Source organism: Lacibacter sp. H375, from assembly GCF_037892425.1.
Taxonomy (GTDB): domain Bacteria; phylum Bacteroidota; class Bacteroidia; order Chitinophagales; family Chitinophagaceae; genus Lacibacter.
The window spans coordinates 1264446-1281008 of record NZ_JBBKTT010000001.1 but is presented as its reverse complement, the minus strand read 5'-3'; the positions used below and the strand labels follow the sequence as shown (position 1 = coordinate 1281008).

General features: G+C 39.8%; 11 protein-coding genes. 5 read left to right on the top strand and 6 right to left on the bottom strand.

Annotated elements, in window-relative coordinates; all coding sequences use genetic code 11:
• Positions 1 to 81 precede the first annotated feature (81 nt).
• A complete protein-coding gene (locus WG954_RS05555; protein WP_340434424.1) occupies positions 82 to 2217 on the bottom strand; it encodes a SurA N-terminal domain-containing protein in 2136 nt (711 codons plus the stop codon).
• A 594-nt stretch (positions 2218 to 2811) separates the two neighbouring features.
• Between WG954_RS05555 and nadA the strand changes: the two genes are divergently transcribed.
• Positions 2812 to 3825 carry a quinolinate synthase NadA gene (gene nadA, locus WG954_RS05550; RefSeq protein ID WP_340434422.1) on the top strand — a complete coding sequence of 338 codons (1014 nt, stop codon included), beginning with the start codon at positions 2812 to 2814 and terminating at the stop codon, positions 3823 to 3825.
• A gap of 146 nt (positions 3826 to 3971) precedes the next feature.
• On the opposite strand, the gene kdsB is transcribed toward nadA, so the two are convergent.
• Positions 3972 to 4688, bottom strand: coding sequence for a 3-deoxy-manno-octulosonate cytidylyltransferase (kdsB, locus tag WG954_RS05545; protein WP_340434421.1), 717 nt, complete (start codon positions 4686 to 4688; stop codon positions 3972 to 3974).
• A gap of 79 nt (positions 4689 to 4767) precedes the next feature.
• Here kdsB and WG954_RS05540 point away from each other — a divergent pair, with 79 nt between their 5' ends.
• A complete protein-coding gene (locus WG954_RS05540; protein WP_340434420.1) occupies positions 4768 to 5409 on the top strand; it encodes a 3-keto-disaccharide hydrolase in 642 nt (213 codons plus the stop codon).
• Positions 5410 to 5417: 8 nt separating this feature from the next.
• Here the strand turns inward: WG954_RS05540 and gloA2 are convergent, their stop codons facing one another.
• The gene (gene gloA2, locus WG954_RS05535) at positions 5418 to 5801 is read right to left on the bottom strand and encodes an SMU1112c/YaeR family gloxylase I-like metalloprotein (RefSeq protein ID WP_340434418.1); all 384 of its coding nucleotides are present in this window, start codon (positions 5799 to 5801) and stop codon (positions 5418 to 5420) included.
• Between the two features lie 403 nt (positions 5802 to 6204).
• On the opposite strand from gloA2, the gene WG954_RS05530 reads away from it, so the two are divergent.
• A complete protein-coding gene (locus WG954_RS05530) occupies positions 6205 to 8328 on the top strand; it encodes a hypothetical protein (RefSeq protein WP_340434417.1) in 2124 nt (707 codons plus the stop codon).
• Here the strand turns inward: WG954_RS05530 and WG954_RS05525 are convergent.
• Both WG954_RS05525 and WG954_RS05520 read right to left on the bottom strand, forming a co-directional pair.
• Positions 8280 to 8585: a VOC family protein gene (locus WG954_RS05525; protein WP_340434415.1), complete on the bottom strand. Its 306-nt coding sequence runs from the start codon at positions 8583 to 8585 to the stop codon at positions 8280 to 8282. The genes WG954_RS05530 and WG954_RS05525 overlap by 49 nt on opposite strands.
• A gap of 8 nt (positions 8586 to 8593) precedes the next feature.
• Positions 8594 to 10768 carry a TonB-dependent receptor gene (locus tag WG954_RS05520; RefSeq protein WP_340434413.1) on the bottom strand — a complete coding sequence of 725 codons (2175 nt, stop codon included), beginning with the start codon at positions 10766 to 10768 and terminating at the stop codon, positions 8594 to 8596.
• Between the two features lie 143 nt (positions 10769 to 10911).
• On the opposite strand from WG954_RS05520, the gene WG954_RS05515 reads away from it, so the two are divergent.
• Together WG954_RS05515 and WG954_RS05510 are read left to right on the top strand one after the other, a co-directional pair.
• Positions 10912 to 11448 carry a hypothetical protein gene (locus tag WG954_RS05515; protein ID WP_340434411.1) on the top strand — a complete coding sequence of 179 codons (537 nt, stop codon included), beginning with the start codon at positions 10912 to 10914 and terminating at the stop codon, positions 11446 to 11448.
• Positions 11449 to 11795: 347 nt separating this feature from the next.
• Complete coding sequence (locus WG954_RS05510; protein ID WP_340434408.1) at positions 11796 to 12449, top strand: ATP-binding cassette domain-containing protein; 654 nt, start codon at positions 11796 to 11798, stop codon at positions 12447 to 12449.
• A gap of 110 nt (positions 12450 to 12559) precedes the next feature.
• Here WG954_RS05510 and WG954_RS05505 read toward each other — a convergent pair whose 3' ends face one another.
• Positions 12560 to 16318: a DEAD/DEAH box helicase gene (locus WG954_RS05505; protein WP_340434407.1), complete on the bottom strand. Its 3759-nt coding sequence runs from the start codon at positions 16316 to 16318 to the stop codon at positions 12560 to 12562.
• Positions 16319 to 16563 lie beyond the last annotated feature (245 nt).

The window sequence follows — 16563 nt, the reverse complement described above, 5'->3', positions numbered from 1 at the left end:
GTGGTATACGTAAAACTACTGTGCATAAAAATGGGCATAACTTAAGATTATGCCCATTGCGTTATTTAAAACCGAGGACGATTAATAGAACTTAATTCTCCTGTCTTTTACTTTAGCCGCCTTGCGTAATGACTGTAATGCTGCATTTGCAGCATTTTGTTTCATGCCAGCTTCCATCTGTAAACGACGATCGTTGTAGGCAGCATTTCCCGCTGGCTGCAATCCAACATTTTCTGTACGGATCACAAATACTGCTGTATTACCGGCAATTGGTTCGCTGCTCTTTCCTTTTACCGCAGGGTTAAATGCAGCGCCGGTAACTTTCGGCTCCATACCCACTCCCGGAATAAACGGAGAGAAGAATGATAGACTATCTGCACGTAACACATTTGTTTTAAAGCTGGTTGCGATCTGGCTTAGATCACGATTGTTCCCAATCTTACTAATGATCTGTGCTGCTTTCTTTTGATTGCGAACAATGCTCTCAACCTGGATACGTGCTGTTTTGGCATCAGGCACACCTTCTTCTTTTTCTTCAGCAATTAATGCTACCACAACTTTATCACCAAGTGTTGTAGGTTCTGATACATTACCCACTTTATTCTCATACACCCACTTAACAAGATTACGTGCCCCGCCTAAACCGATAATAGAGTAATCAGTAGGACGAATTTCTGCAACACGTGGCACTAATTTCTTTTTTGTAATTGCTTCCTCAAACTGTTTTGCATTACGTGCTTCAGCAGCAAACTGGGCTGCAGCTGTACTTGCACTGCTGATGGTTTCATCACTCGGCTGAACCGCACGTGAGAAGTAAGCAATTTTATAAGCAGGTTCTATTTTCTTTTGCTCCATAATTTCAATGTAGTGGTAACCAAAACTTGTTTTCACTACTTTTCTTTCTCCAACCTTACCATCTAACAAAATAAAATCGGCAAACTCTTTTGCAAAGTTTGGTTGTTGCACCTGGTTGGCACTAAAGGTCATTTCACCATTATTCTCACGGCTTCCATCGCTTAATGGATTATACTTCTTCACCATTTCACCCCAGTTAGCTCCTGCATTCACAGCATTTTTAATACTGTCGATCAGTTTCAATGCAGCACTATCACTCATGATCGCCTGGCCAGTTTGCTGATCCATTACACCAACAAGAATGTGACGGCATTTTACTGAATCAGGAATGTCACGCTTAGCAACCATTTTGGCAATAACATAATTACCGCCATCCTGGTATGGTCCAAACACACCACCAACAGGAAGACTGCGGATAGAATCTGCATTGGGAACCTGTAAAGCAGATTTCAAAACATAACCATTATAGAAAGCTGTGGTTGAGCTATTGGCAATTACAAATTGTTCAGCATCTGTTGAAGTAGCAAACGCACTGTATTGTTTATTTACTTCACCCAATGCATAAGCAGAGTCTGCAGCACTTGGTGCAGCATCAAAAATTACATAAGAGATCGCTCTGCTTTCTTCCTGCTTGAATTCATTTTTATGTTTACGCACATATGCATTGATATCTTCATCCGTAACTTTTACAGCACTGTCGCTGATAGTAGTATAAGGAACAGCAACATAACTGATAGAAGCAATACTGCTTTGATCGTTCAGGTCTTTATCACTTAACCATTTTGGATAAAATACACTACCGGCTAAAAGAGCACCATATTTTGTGCGCAAACCATTCTGTACAATATAATCAATGATGTTGCGCTCAACATAGACACGTTGCGGATCGTTTGCTTTCTTATTTTTCAGTGAATTAATAAACTGGCGGGCTGCATTTACATCATACGCACCGGTTTGCTGATCTCTGAATTGTTGTGCCAATGCCGGAGGTGGGTTACTACCATATAACGCTTCATTCATATCAGCAGAAGAGAACGTTAAACCAAGTTTTTCATATTCACCAGTAAGAATTGTTTCTTCCACTTCATTACTCCATAACATTTCGATCAATTGCTGGCGCATTTCATCATTTACATCCATTCCCTGGGCACGGTAACCATTTTCCATTTCTGTTAAACGATCACTGAAAACATTGACATCGATATCTTTTCCGTTTACAGAACCAATAGAAGTAGGTTGCGATCCGGCACCGCTACCACGGCCGGCAAAGTAATCTGTTAGAATAAATCCGATAAGGCTCAAAGCAATCACAGCAATGCTCACGGCTGCATACTTTTCACGAATCTGCTGAATAATGGACATAATAGTATATTGTACGTTATAAAAGTGAGCGGCAAAAATAGGGGGAAAAAGAGGTTTGAACAAATTGTGGAAAACTCCCGTAATCTGCACAGGGTAAAGGTTTTAGAAAAGAAGGGGCAACTATTTCAAAAACCGAAATAAAGAATTCACAATAGCCATGTGAATAAACCTTGAAAGCTGTGGATATGGTCGTTTTTAACAGGGATAACTTCGTTAGTGATTAGTTGAGATCTGTGAAGGTTGACCCATGGTTCAAAAACTACGTTTACAACCCCGTGTTTATCCCCTCCGCTTTAACACAACAAAAAGAAAAAATACTGATGTTAGTTGTACAACCGTTTTTGAATCCACAGTTGTGAACAAAGCCAAAGTTTCCTTACTGCTGCTGTATATCAACATGTGGATGAATTGGGAATTAATGTGAATAAATGAGCCTTCGCTAACTTTGCAAAAAGAAGTGAAGAGGAGATATCCACGAATTCACATACATAATAGTAATAGATTATTAAATAAATAAGTATCTATTAAGATATACTACGGTAAAAGAGCTATTTTTTTTTGTCCTAGTTTCGAATCAAATTTAAACAAAGCGTGATGAACACAATGCTTGTAACTGATCCAAAGATAAACGTTGAAAAAAATGGATTTTTAAATATTGAGCTGGATCCTGAATTAGATCTGTTCGCCGAAATTGAACGTCTCAAAAAAGAAAAAAATGCCATTATTCTGGCGCACTATTACCAGGAACCCGACATACAGGATGTGGCAGATTACATTGGCGATAGCCTTGGGCTTGCGCAAAAAGCAGAACAAACCGACGCTGATATTATCGTTTTTGCTGGTGTGCATTTCATGGCTGAAACAGCCAAGATTCTCAACCCAACAAAAAAAGTGGTGATTCCTGATCTGAAGGCAGGTTGTTCGCTCAGCGACAGCTGTCCGCCGCCTCTGTTTGAGCAATTCAAAAAACAACATCCTGATCATCTGGTGATCTCTTACATCAACTGCAGTGCCGGTATAAAAGCTTTGAGCGACATTATTTGCACCAGCAGTAATGCACAAAAAATTGTGGAAAGTCTTCCGAAAGACCAGAAGATCATTTTTGCACCCGATAAAAACCTCGGAGCCTATATAAACAAAGTGACCGGTCGCAATATGGTGCTGTGGAATGGTGCCTGTATGGTACATGAAATATTCAGTGTTGAGAAAATTACCAAGCTGAAACTTCGTCATCCGAACGCAAAAGTGATTGCTCACCCGGAATGTGAAGAACCGGTATTAAAACTGGCAGATTTTATTGGAAGCACTACTCAGTTGCTCAAATACACCGAGAAGGACAGTAGCCAGGAATATATTGTGGCAACGGAAACTGGTATTCTTCATCAAATGATCAAGAGTAACCCACACAAGACCTTTATACCGGCTCCTCCTGATAATGCATGTGCATGTAATGATTGTCCACACATGAAGCGGAATACACTAGAAAAAATCTACCTGTGTATGGAATATGAGATGCCCGAAATTTTAATGGATGAAGAGTTGAGATTAGCGGCTAAAAAACCCATTGATCGTATGCTTGAGTTAAGTGCTCAGTTTGGACTGATCTAAAAGGCTATAAAATAAAAAAGGGGCCAGATAGAAATCCTGCCCCGTTTTAAAATCCAATATCCTATGAAAAACCGAGTGTAAGATAGAAACGTTTTCGAGAAACCGAAAGACTTTTCTGTATTTTTTTTAAACAATAGGGTTTTTACTTATAAAAGCTGTTTCGCTTTCTCTAAATCGGCGGGAGTATCAATAGAAACGCCAACTGGTTCAGTTACAGCCATTCGTATACGAAAGCCGTTCTCCAGGAGGCGAAGCTGCTCTAATTTTTCCGTTTGTTCCAGTAAGGAGGCAGGTAATGCAGTAAACTGTAGTAAACTATTTTTCCGGTAGCCATACATGCCAATATGTTTATAATAAGCAATTGGCGTTGAAGCATCTCTTTTGTAAGGAATTACACTGCGGCTGAAATATAGCGCATCCATTTGCTTATTCACCACCACTTTCACACAATTCGGATCATTGATCTGTTCTTCATCTGTAAGAATATGCATTAACGAACCAACCTGCACCGACTGATCTTGAAAGATGTTGCATAATTTTTCAAGCGAAGCTTTCTGTACAAAAGGTTCATCGCCCTGCACATTTATCACCACATCAACATTCATATCGTTCACTGCTTCGGCAATACGGTCTGTACCGCTTTCATGTTCTTTACTGCTCATCATTGCTTTACCACCGTTGGAAGTAATTTCCTGGAAAATAATATCACTATCGGTTACCACCAACACATCGGTAAACAAACCGGTGGCCACAGTATTTTCATACGTATGGCGGATGACAGTTTTAGCACCCAACATTTGCATCAGCTTTGCAGGAAATCTGGTGGCCGCATAACGGGCTGGTATAACAGCAATGATTTGCATATAACAAATGTAAACGAACTTCAAACAATGCTGCGTTAATGAAATGAATTAATACATTTGTTTCTCTTAAAAAGATACTATGACCACGTTTGCCCGCATCAGTTGTTTGTTGTTTTTTGTTGTTTTGTTTTCGGCTGCTACAGCCCCGGCGAAGAAAAAGAAGTGGGTTCAGTTGTTTGATGGCAAAACACTCAATGGCTGGAAAGTGGGAGCAAATGCTGAAACTTTTAAAGTAGAAGACGGAGCAATTGTAGTGAATGGGAAAGTTGCTCACTTATTTTATGACGGAGAAGTGGGAAAACACGACTTCAAAAATTTTGAACTGAAGCTTGATATTATGACCATGCCTGGTTCAAACTCCGGCGTATATATTCACACACAATACCAGGAAAGCTCATGGCCAAAAAAGGGATATGAAGTGCAGGTGAATAATTCGCAGGGCGACTGGCGCCGCACCGGAGGTTTGTATGCTGTGCAGGATATAAAAGAACCACCTGCCAAAGACAACGAATGGTTTACCATGCACATTGTTGTGAAAAATAAAAACATTAAAGTTTCTGTAAACAATAAACAATTGGTTGATTATACGGAACCTGAAAATGCTGTTCGTGAAAAAGGAATGGAAGGCCGCCTACTCAGCAGCGGTACCATTGCACTGCAGGGCCATGATCCAAATAGCAAAGTATTGTATAAAAATATTCAGCTGAAAGTTCTTGATTAAACGAAGAACTATAATTCATAAAACTCAATTGGTAATCCATCAGGATCGGCAATGAACGTAAAGCGTTTGTTGGTAAACTCATCAATACGTATTGGTTCTGCTTCAACCTTATGTTGTTGCAAATGTTGCAATACTGTTTCAAGATTTTCTACAGCAAATGCTAAATGACGAAGACCACATGCCTCCGGTCTTGATGGCCGTGCAGGTGGCGAAGGAAAAGAAAACAGTTCAATAATATATTCTCCATTCAATGCAAGATCGAGTTTGTATGAATCTCGTTCTTTGCGATACACTTCCCTTACGATTGTAAGACCCAATACTTCGGTATAAAATTGTCTCGACACATGATAGTCGGAACAGATAATGGCGATGTGGTGAACAGCTTGTAACATGAAAAACGAATTGAATTACAAATATGCTTGGAAATACAAAAACTCTCTAGCAGGGTTTATAAATACGTATTAAAAACTGTGCAGAACAAGAATGAAGTGATTTCGTACAGGGTAAAAAAGCAAAGCTGTTTTGTTAATGTCATATTTTAAAAAAGGTTCTTCTGGCACAAGTATTCCGACCCTGTTGGCAACCGTTACGAATCTTCTAATTGAATTTCATTAGCAGCACAAGTTTGAGTAATCTTTTTTCGTCTTGTAAATACCAACAATCTAATCGCTTTCATTTTACAGAACCGTAAATTTGGAAACCGCATTTGATTCTTCCAGATTTAACGGCAAGGTATACCATATGAAGAACCTTAAATCAGAATATAAAAACAGATCTAAAACCAAAAACAGTAAGATGGTAGAAAACCAATTGTTCGAAAAGATGCTGCGTTTCCACTTTCATAAGCAACCGATCCTTTTCCTTTTCATTTCACTTTTTGCACTAACAGTTACAAGGGCGCAAAACAGCTTGACTGCAAAAAAGAATACTAACAAGTTTATTCATAAAGGGGCGGGTAACCCCTACCTCCCATTGTGGGAACATTTGCCGGATGGTGAACCCCGTGTGTTTGAAGATCCTGACAAGGCGGGCAAATTCCGGGCTTATATCATTGGTTCGCATGATCTGCGGGTGAACAGTTATTGTGGTCCCGACATCAGAATATGGTCGGCGCCGGTGGAAGACTTATCCAGTTGGCGGGATGAAGGCCCTGTGTTTACTTACCCGATCGACAATCAGTGGGATGTAATGTATGCACCCGATCTCGTAGAAGTAAAACGTAAGAACGGTAAAAAAGAATATTACCTGTACCCGCACAGTCGTGGCCGCAACCGGGAGGCCATGGTAGTAAAAGGCGATCGTCCCGACGGGCCGTTTACACCCATCAACTTAACAGCAGATGGCAAGGCTACTGTACCGGGAAGTATTTTAGGTTTCGACCCCGCCGTGTATATCGAATATGTAACAGACCCCAAAGACCCTGATTATGAAATTGGTTTCCGTGCCTATGGTTACTGGGGTTTCCAGGGATCATCTGCAGCACAACTAGATCAGAACACCATGTATACGCTGCGTCCCGGCACCAGCATTATCAAACCATTTTTACCGGCAAGCGCACGATATGGCGGAGCGCTTCGTGAACCAGCAGGTACGGTGTATCCCAGCATTTTTCCAAATGAAGATCTGGGAACCTTCAACTTTTTTGAAGCCTCTTCGATCCGCAAAGTGGGGAACAAATTTGTAACGGTGTACAGTGGTTATTCCGGACCTGATTATGGATTGAGCAGCTCTAACTCTACGTTGCGTTATGCGTATGCCGACTCTCCCTTAGGCCCCTGGAAAAGCGGTGGTGTATTGGTGGATTCCCGAGCGCCGGTTCTCAACCGGGATGGAACCGCTTTGCAAACAAGTTACTCCGGACATAATACACATGGAAGTATACAGGACATCAACGGTCAGTGGTATGCGTTTTACCACCGTCCGCCCCGTGGCTTTGGTTACGCACGTCAGCCAATGGTAGCCCCGGTTACGGTTATTGCCGATGAAAAACCGGTAGCAGATGGTGGAAGAGTTACCATCAGAGCATACGATCCTTATGCAACAGATAATTTGTGGACCGCAAAAGACAGCCAGGGAAAAGAATACAAAGGCGCAGAAGTTACTTCGGAAGGTTTTCATTTCTATGGCCTCGATCCCTATCAATATTATTCAGCAGGATATGCCTCTTATCTTTCAACTCCGGCCACCCAACAAGATTCGTGGGATATCTGGGATAATCATATGCCGATTGAAAAAGTAAAAAATGGCCACATCATCGGTTATAAATATTTCGGGTTTGGTGGACTGTCGAAGAATAAAAACGGGTTGAAAGCTTTTGAAGGAACGAAGCCGGGTAACCAAACGAAGTTTCATCTTTTCCTTACACCCACTACAACAAAATCGTTGAAGGTGAATGTATGGATTGACGGGCCTTGGGACAATGCTACCTGGAACGGCAAAAAAATCGGTGAGATCATTGTACCTGCCGATTCTAAACAGCAGGTTACGCAATTCACTATTGATGTAGCGAAATACGTAGACAACCTGGATAAAAAGCATGCGATCTTTTTAGTGGCCGAAGGAGACAGCACGGATGTACTGTTCAATTTAAGTGGTCTTGGATTCAGTTCAAAGACAAAGAAATTGGTACGTCCAGTTGTTCCTGTTGTTAACATTATGGTCAATGGAAAAGCAATTGATATTCCGGCAACGCCTGTCAGGTCAACCAATGCGAACGGAATTACGGAATACAACATTTACCAGGCTACGGTGAAAGTGCCTGCAAGTGAAACAAGTATTCCAAAATTGACAGCATCTTCAAACAACCGTACTGTAAAAGTGAGCATTACACAAGCTGCAACAAAGGATGGTAAAGCGGTTGTAAAATTTGACTACAAAGGCGTTGCAAAAACGTACAATGTTCTATTTGTGCCGGAATAAAATACTCTACACTTCTGCAGCATACTATAAATATAAAGAAGAAGGAAGTACAACTGTACTTCCTTCTTCTTTATACATTCAATCTTCAGCCGTTTAATTTTTGGCTTCTTCTGGCGCAGGTCGGGAGAACTGTGCCACCCCCGTTCTTTGCGATATACTTCACCGAAAAAAGAAAGTTGGAGTACTTCTGTATAAAATTTCTTCGACCGTCCATAATCTGAACAGATGATGGCGATATGATGTACACGAATGAGCATAAATGAGTTTACAACTTGATCTTAATACCGCCATTCACCACAAACCCATCAACCGGTGCATAAATATCACGGAAGGTTGGGTTGTTGATTGAACCGGTATAAATAGTATCAAATCTTGTTTGTCTTGTATTTAAGAAGTTTTCAAAATTGATGAATACTGAAAAACGTTCCCAAAGTTTCTCTGCCATAAAACCACAGATCCAATAAGGTTTGCCGGTTGCACCATCATTGAGTTGTTGCTTACTGAAATAATAAGCTTCTAAACCCAACTTTAATTTTTCTTCGATCTCATACATCAGCACATTATTCAACCGGTGCTTCGCAACAAGCGGAAATGTGCTGCTGTTTCCATTATAACGTTGCTGCACATCAGCAAGAGTATAACCAATGAACAATTTAAAATCAGCATAAGAAATTTTCACATTAGCCTCCACACCTTTTGTATCAACAAAACCAGCCGGTTGTTGGAAACGATAAACATTATTTACTTCTGGAACAAGCACCAACGGGTTGTTTACTTTGGTATAGAAGAAAAGTGTGTTGACCGATAATTCAACTTCATCGCCAAGTTTTGTTTTGTAGTTGAGATCAAGATTACCACCAATAGATTCTTCAGCTTTTGTATTAGCCACATCAATTGGTAATACATTACGGAACTGAATACGTTCTGCATCTTCTGTAAACACAGTTGGTGTTTTATAACCAAGCCCGCCACCAACACGCATCGAAAATTGTGAAGTGAATTTATACAACGCAGAAATTCTTGGCAATGCAAAAAAACCGTATTGATTTTGATAATCGCCACGCAAACCTGTTTCAAGAATAAACTGTTCCGTTGCATTCCAGGTGTTTTGAACAAACAAGCCAACTGTTGAGTGTGAATAATTTACTTTAGAACCTGAAGAAGGTTCGTTTTGTGTGAACAGATCGGTCCACACATTCATACCCGTGATCCATTCCAGTTTTTCATTTTCATGACGATAGCTCGCTTCACTGAACGAAGCTGTTTGCAAACCTGCAAAACGAAATCCCGGGACAGCAATACTGCGATCATAAAAACTCACACTGTTCTTCAATGAAAGTTTTGACTTCGGATTGATATTGTAATCATACCCCGCCTGTGTGCTGATACGTGTTGTTTTATTTTCTTCGAAATAAAGATTAGGGTTGTTCGCAGGATCTTTAATATAATTGAGATCACCACCGATCCTGTTTTCAAACGTACCATTCACACCAAGATGAAGCGTGCTGCGTTCATTTAAATAAAGAAACAGTTTTGGATTAATTGTATAGCGTTTGAATTTTGGAATAGCCGTTAAACCAATATCTGCCGGATCGTAAGCAGTACCTGCGTTGAACGAAGCAAAAATTGTTGTACCTAGCTTCTTGAATTTTTCCGAATAAAATGCACTTGCATCTAGCCCCAATGCAGAAGTACCATTGAATAGAAAGTTAAGCCGCCGTTCTTCGCCCGGTGTTCTTGACACAAGATTCACCAAACCGGAAATGGCACCGCCACCATACAATGTAGAAGAGGCGCCTTTGATCACTTCCACCTGCTTGAGATCGAGCGGAACAATTTGCAATAAACCAAGCCCGCCTGAAAAACCGGAGTACAACGGAAAACCATCACGCAATAGTTGCGTGTACTTTCCATCGAGCCCTTGTATGCGGATGCTGGAGTTATAAGAAGTAGCCGATGTTTGTTGTGTTTGTATACCGGTGCTTTCATTCAGCATCATCCGGATATCACCGGGCTTCATATTGCCTTTCTCTTCCAGCTCTTCGCCTGAAATTGTTTCAATACGTGTGGGGATATTGGCAATATACCTGCTGGTTCTTGTAGATGTAATAATGATCTCTTCTTCCTCTTCATGTTCTTCTTCGTTAAGCACTACAACAAGCGTGCTGTCAATGGGCAGCTGAACCGAAACCGTTTTTGTTTTATAACCCACATGCGAAAACAAAACAGTGTACACAGCTGCAGGAAGATCTTTGAAAAATACAACACCGTTACTATCTGCAACAGCCGTACGCTTGAGTTGTTGAATAACTGTCGTGGCAGCAGCTAGTGGTTGATCCTGTTCATTTATTACCACTGCTTTTAAACTGTGTTGTGCAAAAGATGAGAAACAGGAAACAAGAATTATAAAGCCAAGAAGAAGTGAGCGGAACTGCTGCATAAGGTTGATAGAAATTTGCTGCGAAGATAGGATTTGGTTTAGGATGGTAAGTTGTTGACTTGAGATGTTTCAGTTGCTAATGACTGATTTTGCAAACTATAATATTATATCATAAATTAGAGTGTCAGGCACAATTTTAAACGATGATACTTAATAAATTAATTCATACTTCTTTTATTTTGATATTGTTTTCATGCAAAACAAATAATTCCAACGAAAGAATACAAATTAAAAGCGATACAATTTCAAAGCATTCAAACACCTTATCTAAGACTGACATACAAGAAAACGCCAAAGATCAATATGCCAATATCATTAGAATATTTCTCGTGGCAGAGACGACATTTATTGATGCTGATTATATACAGTTTTTAACTGGGGATGCAGCAATTGAGGCTGCAAAAAAAAGACAAGATATTGACACATTTGTAACGCCAAGTGGCAAGAGAGAATTTGCAGTACCTAATGACTACTTTATACTTAATGAAAGCAAAAAAATCAGACGATTGCCTGTTGCCAAAGACTGTGTATTTGATTTGATACATAACCCAGACAGGTTACATCCCGTTTTCGAAAATTCCTTAAAAAGCTTGCAAATAATTTTTAATGATAGTCCCTTTATTTTGACACTTAATGATAAAGGAAGTATTGTAAAAATTAAAGAAGTTTTTTTGCCATAATACAAAAGAACAAATGTTTTCTTTGTAGCACACATCTCAGTTATGCGACTAACAAAAACCATAAGACTCATTTGGACGTTTTACAGAAACTTTATTTTAGCGTCCGGTTTAATAACTATATGCAGTTTGCTATTATTCTGGAAATACGGCTTTAGTGCATTTGTTGCTTTGTTCTGGTTGAAAATCGCAACACTTGGATTGACGTTCTATTTCATTAACAATTACAAGAGAAGAGAGTATTACTATTATCAAAATTTAGGAATTTCAAAGGTTTTGCTATGGACCGCAACCCTCACCTTTGACTTTGTTTTATTTATATTGTTGATAATACAGGTATACAAATTCAGATGATTCATAAACTAGAGGCCGATAGTATCCAATTTGAAATTAATGGTAGAAAGATATTGAGAGATATTTATTTGAAATGTGAGACGGGTAAAATCACAGGTATTTTGGGAAGAAACGGGGAGGGCAAATCTTGCCTGATGAAAATTATCTACGGAAGTTTAGAATGCGAAAAATCTGTACGCTTTGACGATGTTGCACATCGTGAACCGTTCAAACGCCCCGACCTTTTACTTTATCTCCCGCAGTTTAACTTTATCCCTAAATCACTTTCTCTCAAAAGAATATTTGATGATTACGAATTGGAATATTCGTCATTCGAAAAGCGATTCCTGGAATTTAAAACAAGGCATCGCTCTACCATAAATAGTTTGTCCGGTGGAGAACAGAGATTAATTGAACTCTACATTGTAGTAAAATCCAAGTCTCAGTTTGCAATGCTTGATGAACCTTTTACTCATTTGAATCCACTTCAAATAGAAAAAGTACAGAATCTGCTTTCCGAAGAAAAAGAAAATAAAGGACTATTGGTAACAGATCATATGTTCAGATACATTACAGACATCTCTGATAGCTTATATGTACTGGCAGAAGGCAAAACTCATTTAACGAAAAACATCTCAGAGCTGGAAACACTGGGTTACGCAAGACTTTAGTAGTTTTTCTTGTTCATCAGCTTCGGTAATTACAAGTAAAAAAACATGCACAATATAAAAAAGGAAGTATACCGTACTTCCTTTTCTTTCTTTGCGTCTTGGTGACCAGCCTAACTAAACAGATATTCCACGTCTTCCCTGCTCAAACTCTTCACAAATCCATTATCATCAGCAATCAGATCACGTGCAAGTGAACGCTTACGTTCCTGCAGTTGTAAAATTTTATCTTCAATGGTATCCTTACAGATCATACGGTACGCAAAGATGTTATTCGTTTGCCCGATACGATGTGTACGATCGATGGCCTGTTGCTCAACAGCAGGGTTCCACCATGGATCAACAATGTACACATAGTCGGCAGCTGTTAAGTTCAAACCCACACCACCGGCTTTCAATGAAATAAGGAATACTCTTGTTTCTTCGTTGTTCTGGAAATCCTGTACCGCTTTTTCACGATCAGCAGCAGAAGTACTACCATCAAAATACACAAACGGAATATTCAGCTCTTCCAGTTTTTCTTTGATCAACGCCAGCATACCAAGGAACTGAGAGAATACCAATGCTTTGTGGTTACCCATGTTTTCTTCCAGCTCACGCACCAACTCATCTAGTTTAATTGAATGGTTCGGTAACTTCTCTGCTTCATTTAAGATAAACGGTGAATCACAGATCTGCCGGAGTTTCATCAACCCTTGCAGGATGGTTAATTGCGATTGACCAATACCCACCTCTTCAATAGTACCGAGAATTTTTGAACGGTATTCGTTACGGTAAGCATCATAAATTTTACGTTGCTCAGTTTCCATTTCGCAATACAAAATACTTTCTGTTTTTTCCGGAAGATCTTTAGCCACCTGTTCTTTTGTACGGCGAAGAATAAACGGGAACAACAATTTGCGCAAATGGTCTTTCTGTTCTTTCTCACCAAACTTATCAATAGGTGTAGCAAAATCGTTTCTGAAATGTTCAACAGTACCCAGCATACCCGGATTGAGGAAGTTCATTTGTGCATAAATGTCAAACGTATTATTCTGCAAAGGCGTACCACTCATGCACAAACGGTGTTTGCTTTTGAGCAGGCAAGCTGCTTTCGCTACTTTACTGTTTGGATTTTTGATGGCCTGACTTTCATCCAGCACCACACAATCAAACGCCTGCTCACTTAATAATTTAATATCGCTGCGGAGTGTACCGTACGTGGTGATCACCACATTGAACTGATCGAAGAACGCTTTATCACGGTTGCGTTGTGCACCATGATGAATATGATAAGTGAGTGATGGCGTAAATTTCTTGATCTCGTTTTCCCAGTTATACATCAACGTTGTAGGACAAGCAACCAATGCTTTCAGTTTACCATGCTTTGTTTGCATGTGTTGCAAAAATGAAAGTGCCTGTATGGTTTTACCCAAACCCATATCATCAGCAAGAATACCACCCCAACCAACTTCACTTAAAAAGTTGAGCCAGTGAAATCCACTTTCCTGGTATGGACGAAGAATAGGTTGCAGATGTGCAGGCGGATCCACTTTCTTAATGTGTTTGAATTCACGCAGGCGTTCATACTTTTCTTCGAGCTGGATCATCAACTCTTCTTCATTCCTGTTTTCATACAGTTCATCAATAACACTGATATGATATTTTGATAAACGAAGTTGGTCCTGTTTGTTTTCACCCACACGGAAGAGCATGGAGTAACGCTTGATCCATTCTTCAGGTAACACACCCAAGGTTCCATCCTGCAGTTGCACAAGTGATTGCTTGTTGGCCAATGCTTTCTTTACTTCAGCAATGCTCACACTCTGATCGCCAAACACCACTTTCACTTTTGCATCGAACCAATCAACACCATTGCTGATATAAATTTCTGTTTTTGGTTTGGCTGTATTGAAACGGAAATTCTTAAGTACTTCCCAACCTTCAACCGGTACTTTCATTTCCTTCATGGCATCAACAAATAAAAAGAACCAGTTGTTCTTTAATACTTCGGCGCCTTTTAATGCCAGTTGTGCACCCCCTTCGGGTTTGATGAATTGAGAATGCAGTTTTTCTACCTTCTCAATAAATTCATTTTCTTTTTCACGGTTACGGCTTACAATGATCAATCCATCTTCACCGGGAAGAATAATTTCTTCTTTATCTGTTGGTCGAACTTTATATCCTTTGTAACTAAACGTTGGCACCATCACTAAATAATCACCACGCTCCTGTAACTGCAAGGTAATATCAGGCTCACCTGATTTTACTTCTTTGATCAATGCCTGGTCGAAATCAACATGATAATCACGGGCAATTTTCAATGCTTCTTTTTCAAGGAACACAGACAGATCGCTGTTGTTGATGAGCCTGTTTTTGTTTGATGCAAAATCGATCACCAGTTGCGCATCTTCCTGTTTTTCCCAGGTGCGGGCTTCATTATTGAATAAAAAGATGAGCGGACTGTTCCAATCATTTTCATGCACATCCATTGCCACACTGTTGATCTTCACTTTGCAACTCCACTCCCATTTATTCTTCTGTTGTTTGAGTTCAAAGAATGGTTTCAGGAAAGTTCCTGTAGTTGATATGTGTACGAGATTTTTTGTTTTGAATTCTTTTCCTTTCGGCAGAAGTAATACAGGAGAATTTGTTTCTGCAAATAACTTTTGAATGCGTGGCAATAAATATTCCAGCATCAATGTCTTCGTGTCTTCAGGAAGATCGTCTTCTTCATGATGAATAATGTTTTCCCAAATGCCGGAGAAGGGAGAGTTGCGGTTTACAAACTTGCTGATCTCTGCAGGTTGCAAACGACGCAGCAATTGTAATAATAGTTTATCGTTCTCTGAAAGGTCTTCTGTTTCAATAAATTTGCTGACGTCTAATTTTTCTACAGTACCGGTAAACTCATTTCCTTCTTCATCCACTTCGCCTTTTACTACTTCAATACTGAAATAAGGAAACTGTTTGGTGTTGTTGTTTAACACTACACCAAGTCGTATAGATTGTTTTACTTCTTCTACCGTTTCAACTTCTGTTTCTGTTTCATTGCTTACAGCAACTGTTGCAACAGGTTCCGGTTTTTTTAAGGTAGAAGGTTCAACACGTTTTACGCCGGGATCAAGCACACGGAGAAACGGCTTCCCGTCTTTATAAATGAATTCAAATTTTTCCTGCCAGTTATCGTTGAGTGAATAACCATAAATGCCCAACAGCTTTCCTTTTTCTTTATCCATGTTGCGGATGCTGTCGAAATACATGGGCCCGTGTGCATTAAGCAACTGCATAAACACAATGGCTTTATGTTCACAAATAGCATGAGCATTTTCTGCACAGGTGCAGGAAGTATCGAAATTACGTTCGTCGTTTTTCTGAATGGTTACCGGCCATGTTTCTCCGTTCATCTGCAACTCGGCTCTGACACATTCATCCTTCGCAGAAAGAATAGATGCTTTATTGCTGCGTAAAAAAACTTCTGCATCATCCAATGCTGCAGCAGCAGTAAGTGTTCGGATAGTTTTTAGTTCAATATTCTTCATCTTCACCACAGTGTGGCGCTGATCGTATTGCAGATCTTTGAGACCAAGAATATTTTTATCGATGAGATCCTGCAATTGAAACAAAGAAGCTACTTCGTGCCGGCAGATATCACCAAGATTGTATGGACAGCTGCAACGCACATTCATGGCGTTGGCATCTTTGTACTTCTGGATATATACTTTGTAAAAAGTAGAGTAAGAATCGTCACGCACACGAAAAACAACAGTGCCCATGAGTTCATCATGTTCCACCAGTTCCGCAAAACCAATAGCATGAATTTTTTTCCCTCTACGGATCACTTCTTCGGTACCGTGATTATATGCAAACTTCAACAGGTGTGGTAATGCCAAGTGTTTTGAGTTTTTTCTTGTTCAAAATAACGACTGCATTAACCTCTATAAACAGAATGAAAACAGGGTCCGTTCAAAAAAGGGTAATCTGCAAAAGTAAAGGCTTTAAATGCACATTTCCCGTTAAAAAAGGAAAGAAATATCAACAGCTATGATGTGATTGCTGAACAGGAAAAGGTTCTTATCTTTACAGGTTTTCTTTTTGCGAAAAGTGGTTGCCACGAATTACACGAATGAAGAAGAGA

Bases quoted from the DNA above. Each gene is read 5' to 3' on its own strand.
- WG954_RS05555 (WP_340434424.1), bottom strand. From the start codon at position 2,217: ATGTCCATTATTCAGCAGATTCGTGAAAAGTATGCAGCCGTGAGCATT.
- nadA (WP_340434422.1), top strand. From the start codon at position 2,812: ATGAACACAATGCTTGTAACTGATCCAAAGATAAACGTTGAAAAAAAT.
- kdsB (WP_340434421.1), bottom strand. From the start codon at position 4,688: ATGCAAATCATTGCTGTTATACCAGCCCGTTATGCGGCCACCAGATTT.
- WG954_RS05540 (WP_340434420.1), top strand. From the start codon at position 4,768: ATGACCACGTTTGCCCGCATCAGTTGTTTGTTGTTTTTTGTTGTTTTG.
- gloA2 (WP_340434418.1), bottom strand. From the start codon at position 5,801: ATGTTACAAGCTGTTCACCACATCGCCATTATCTGTTCCGACTATCAT.
- WG954_RS05530 (WP_340434417.1), top strand. From the start codon at position 6,205: ATGGTAGAAAACCAATTGTTCGAAAAGATGCTGCGTTTCCACTTTCAT.
- WG954_RS05525 (WP_340434415.1), bottom strand. From the start codon at position 8,585: ATGCTCATTCGTGTACATCATATCGCCATCATCTGTTCAGATTATGGA.
- WG954_RS05520 (WP_340434413.1), bottom strand. From the start codon at position 10,768: ATGCAGCAGTTCCGCTCACTTCTTCTTGGCTTTATAATTCTTGTTTCC.
- WG954_RS05515 (WP_340434411.1), top strand. From the start codon at position 10,912: ATGATACTTAATAAATTAATTCATACTTCTTTTATTTTGATATTGTTT.
- WG954_RS05510 (WP_340434408.1), top strand. From the start codon at position 11,796: ATGATTCATAAACTAGAGGCCGATAGTATCCAATTTGAAATTAATGGT.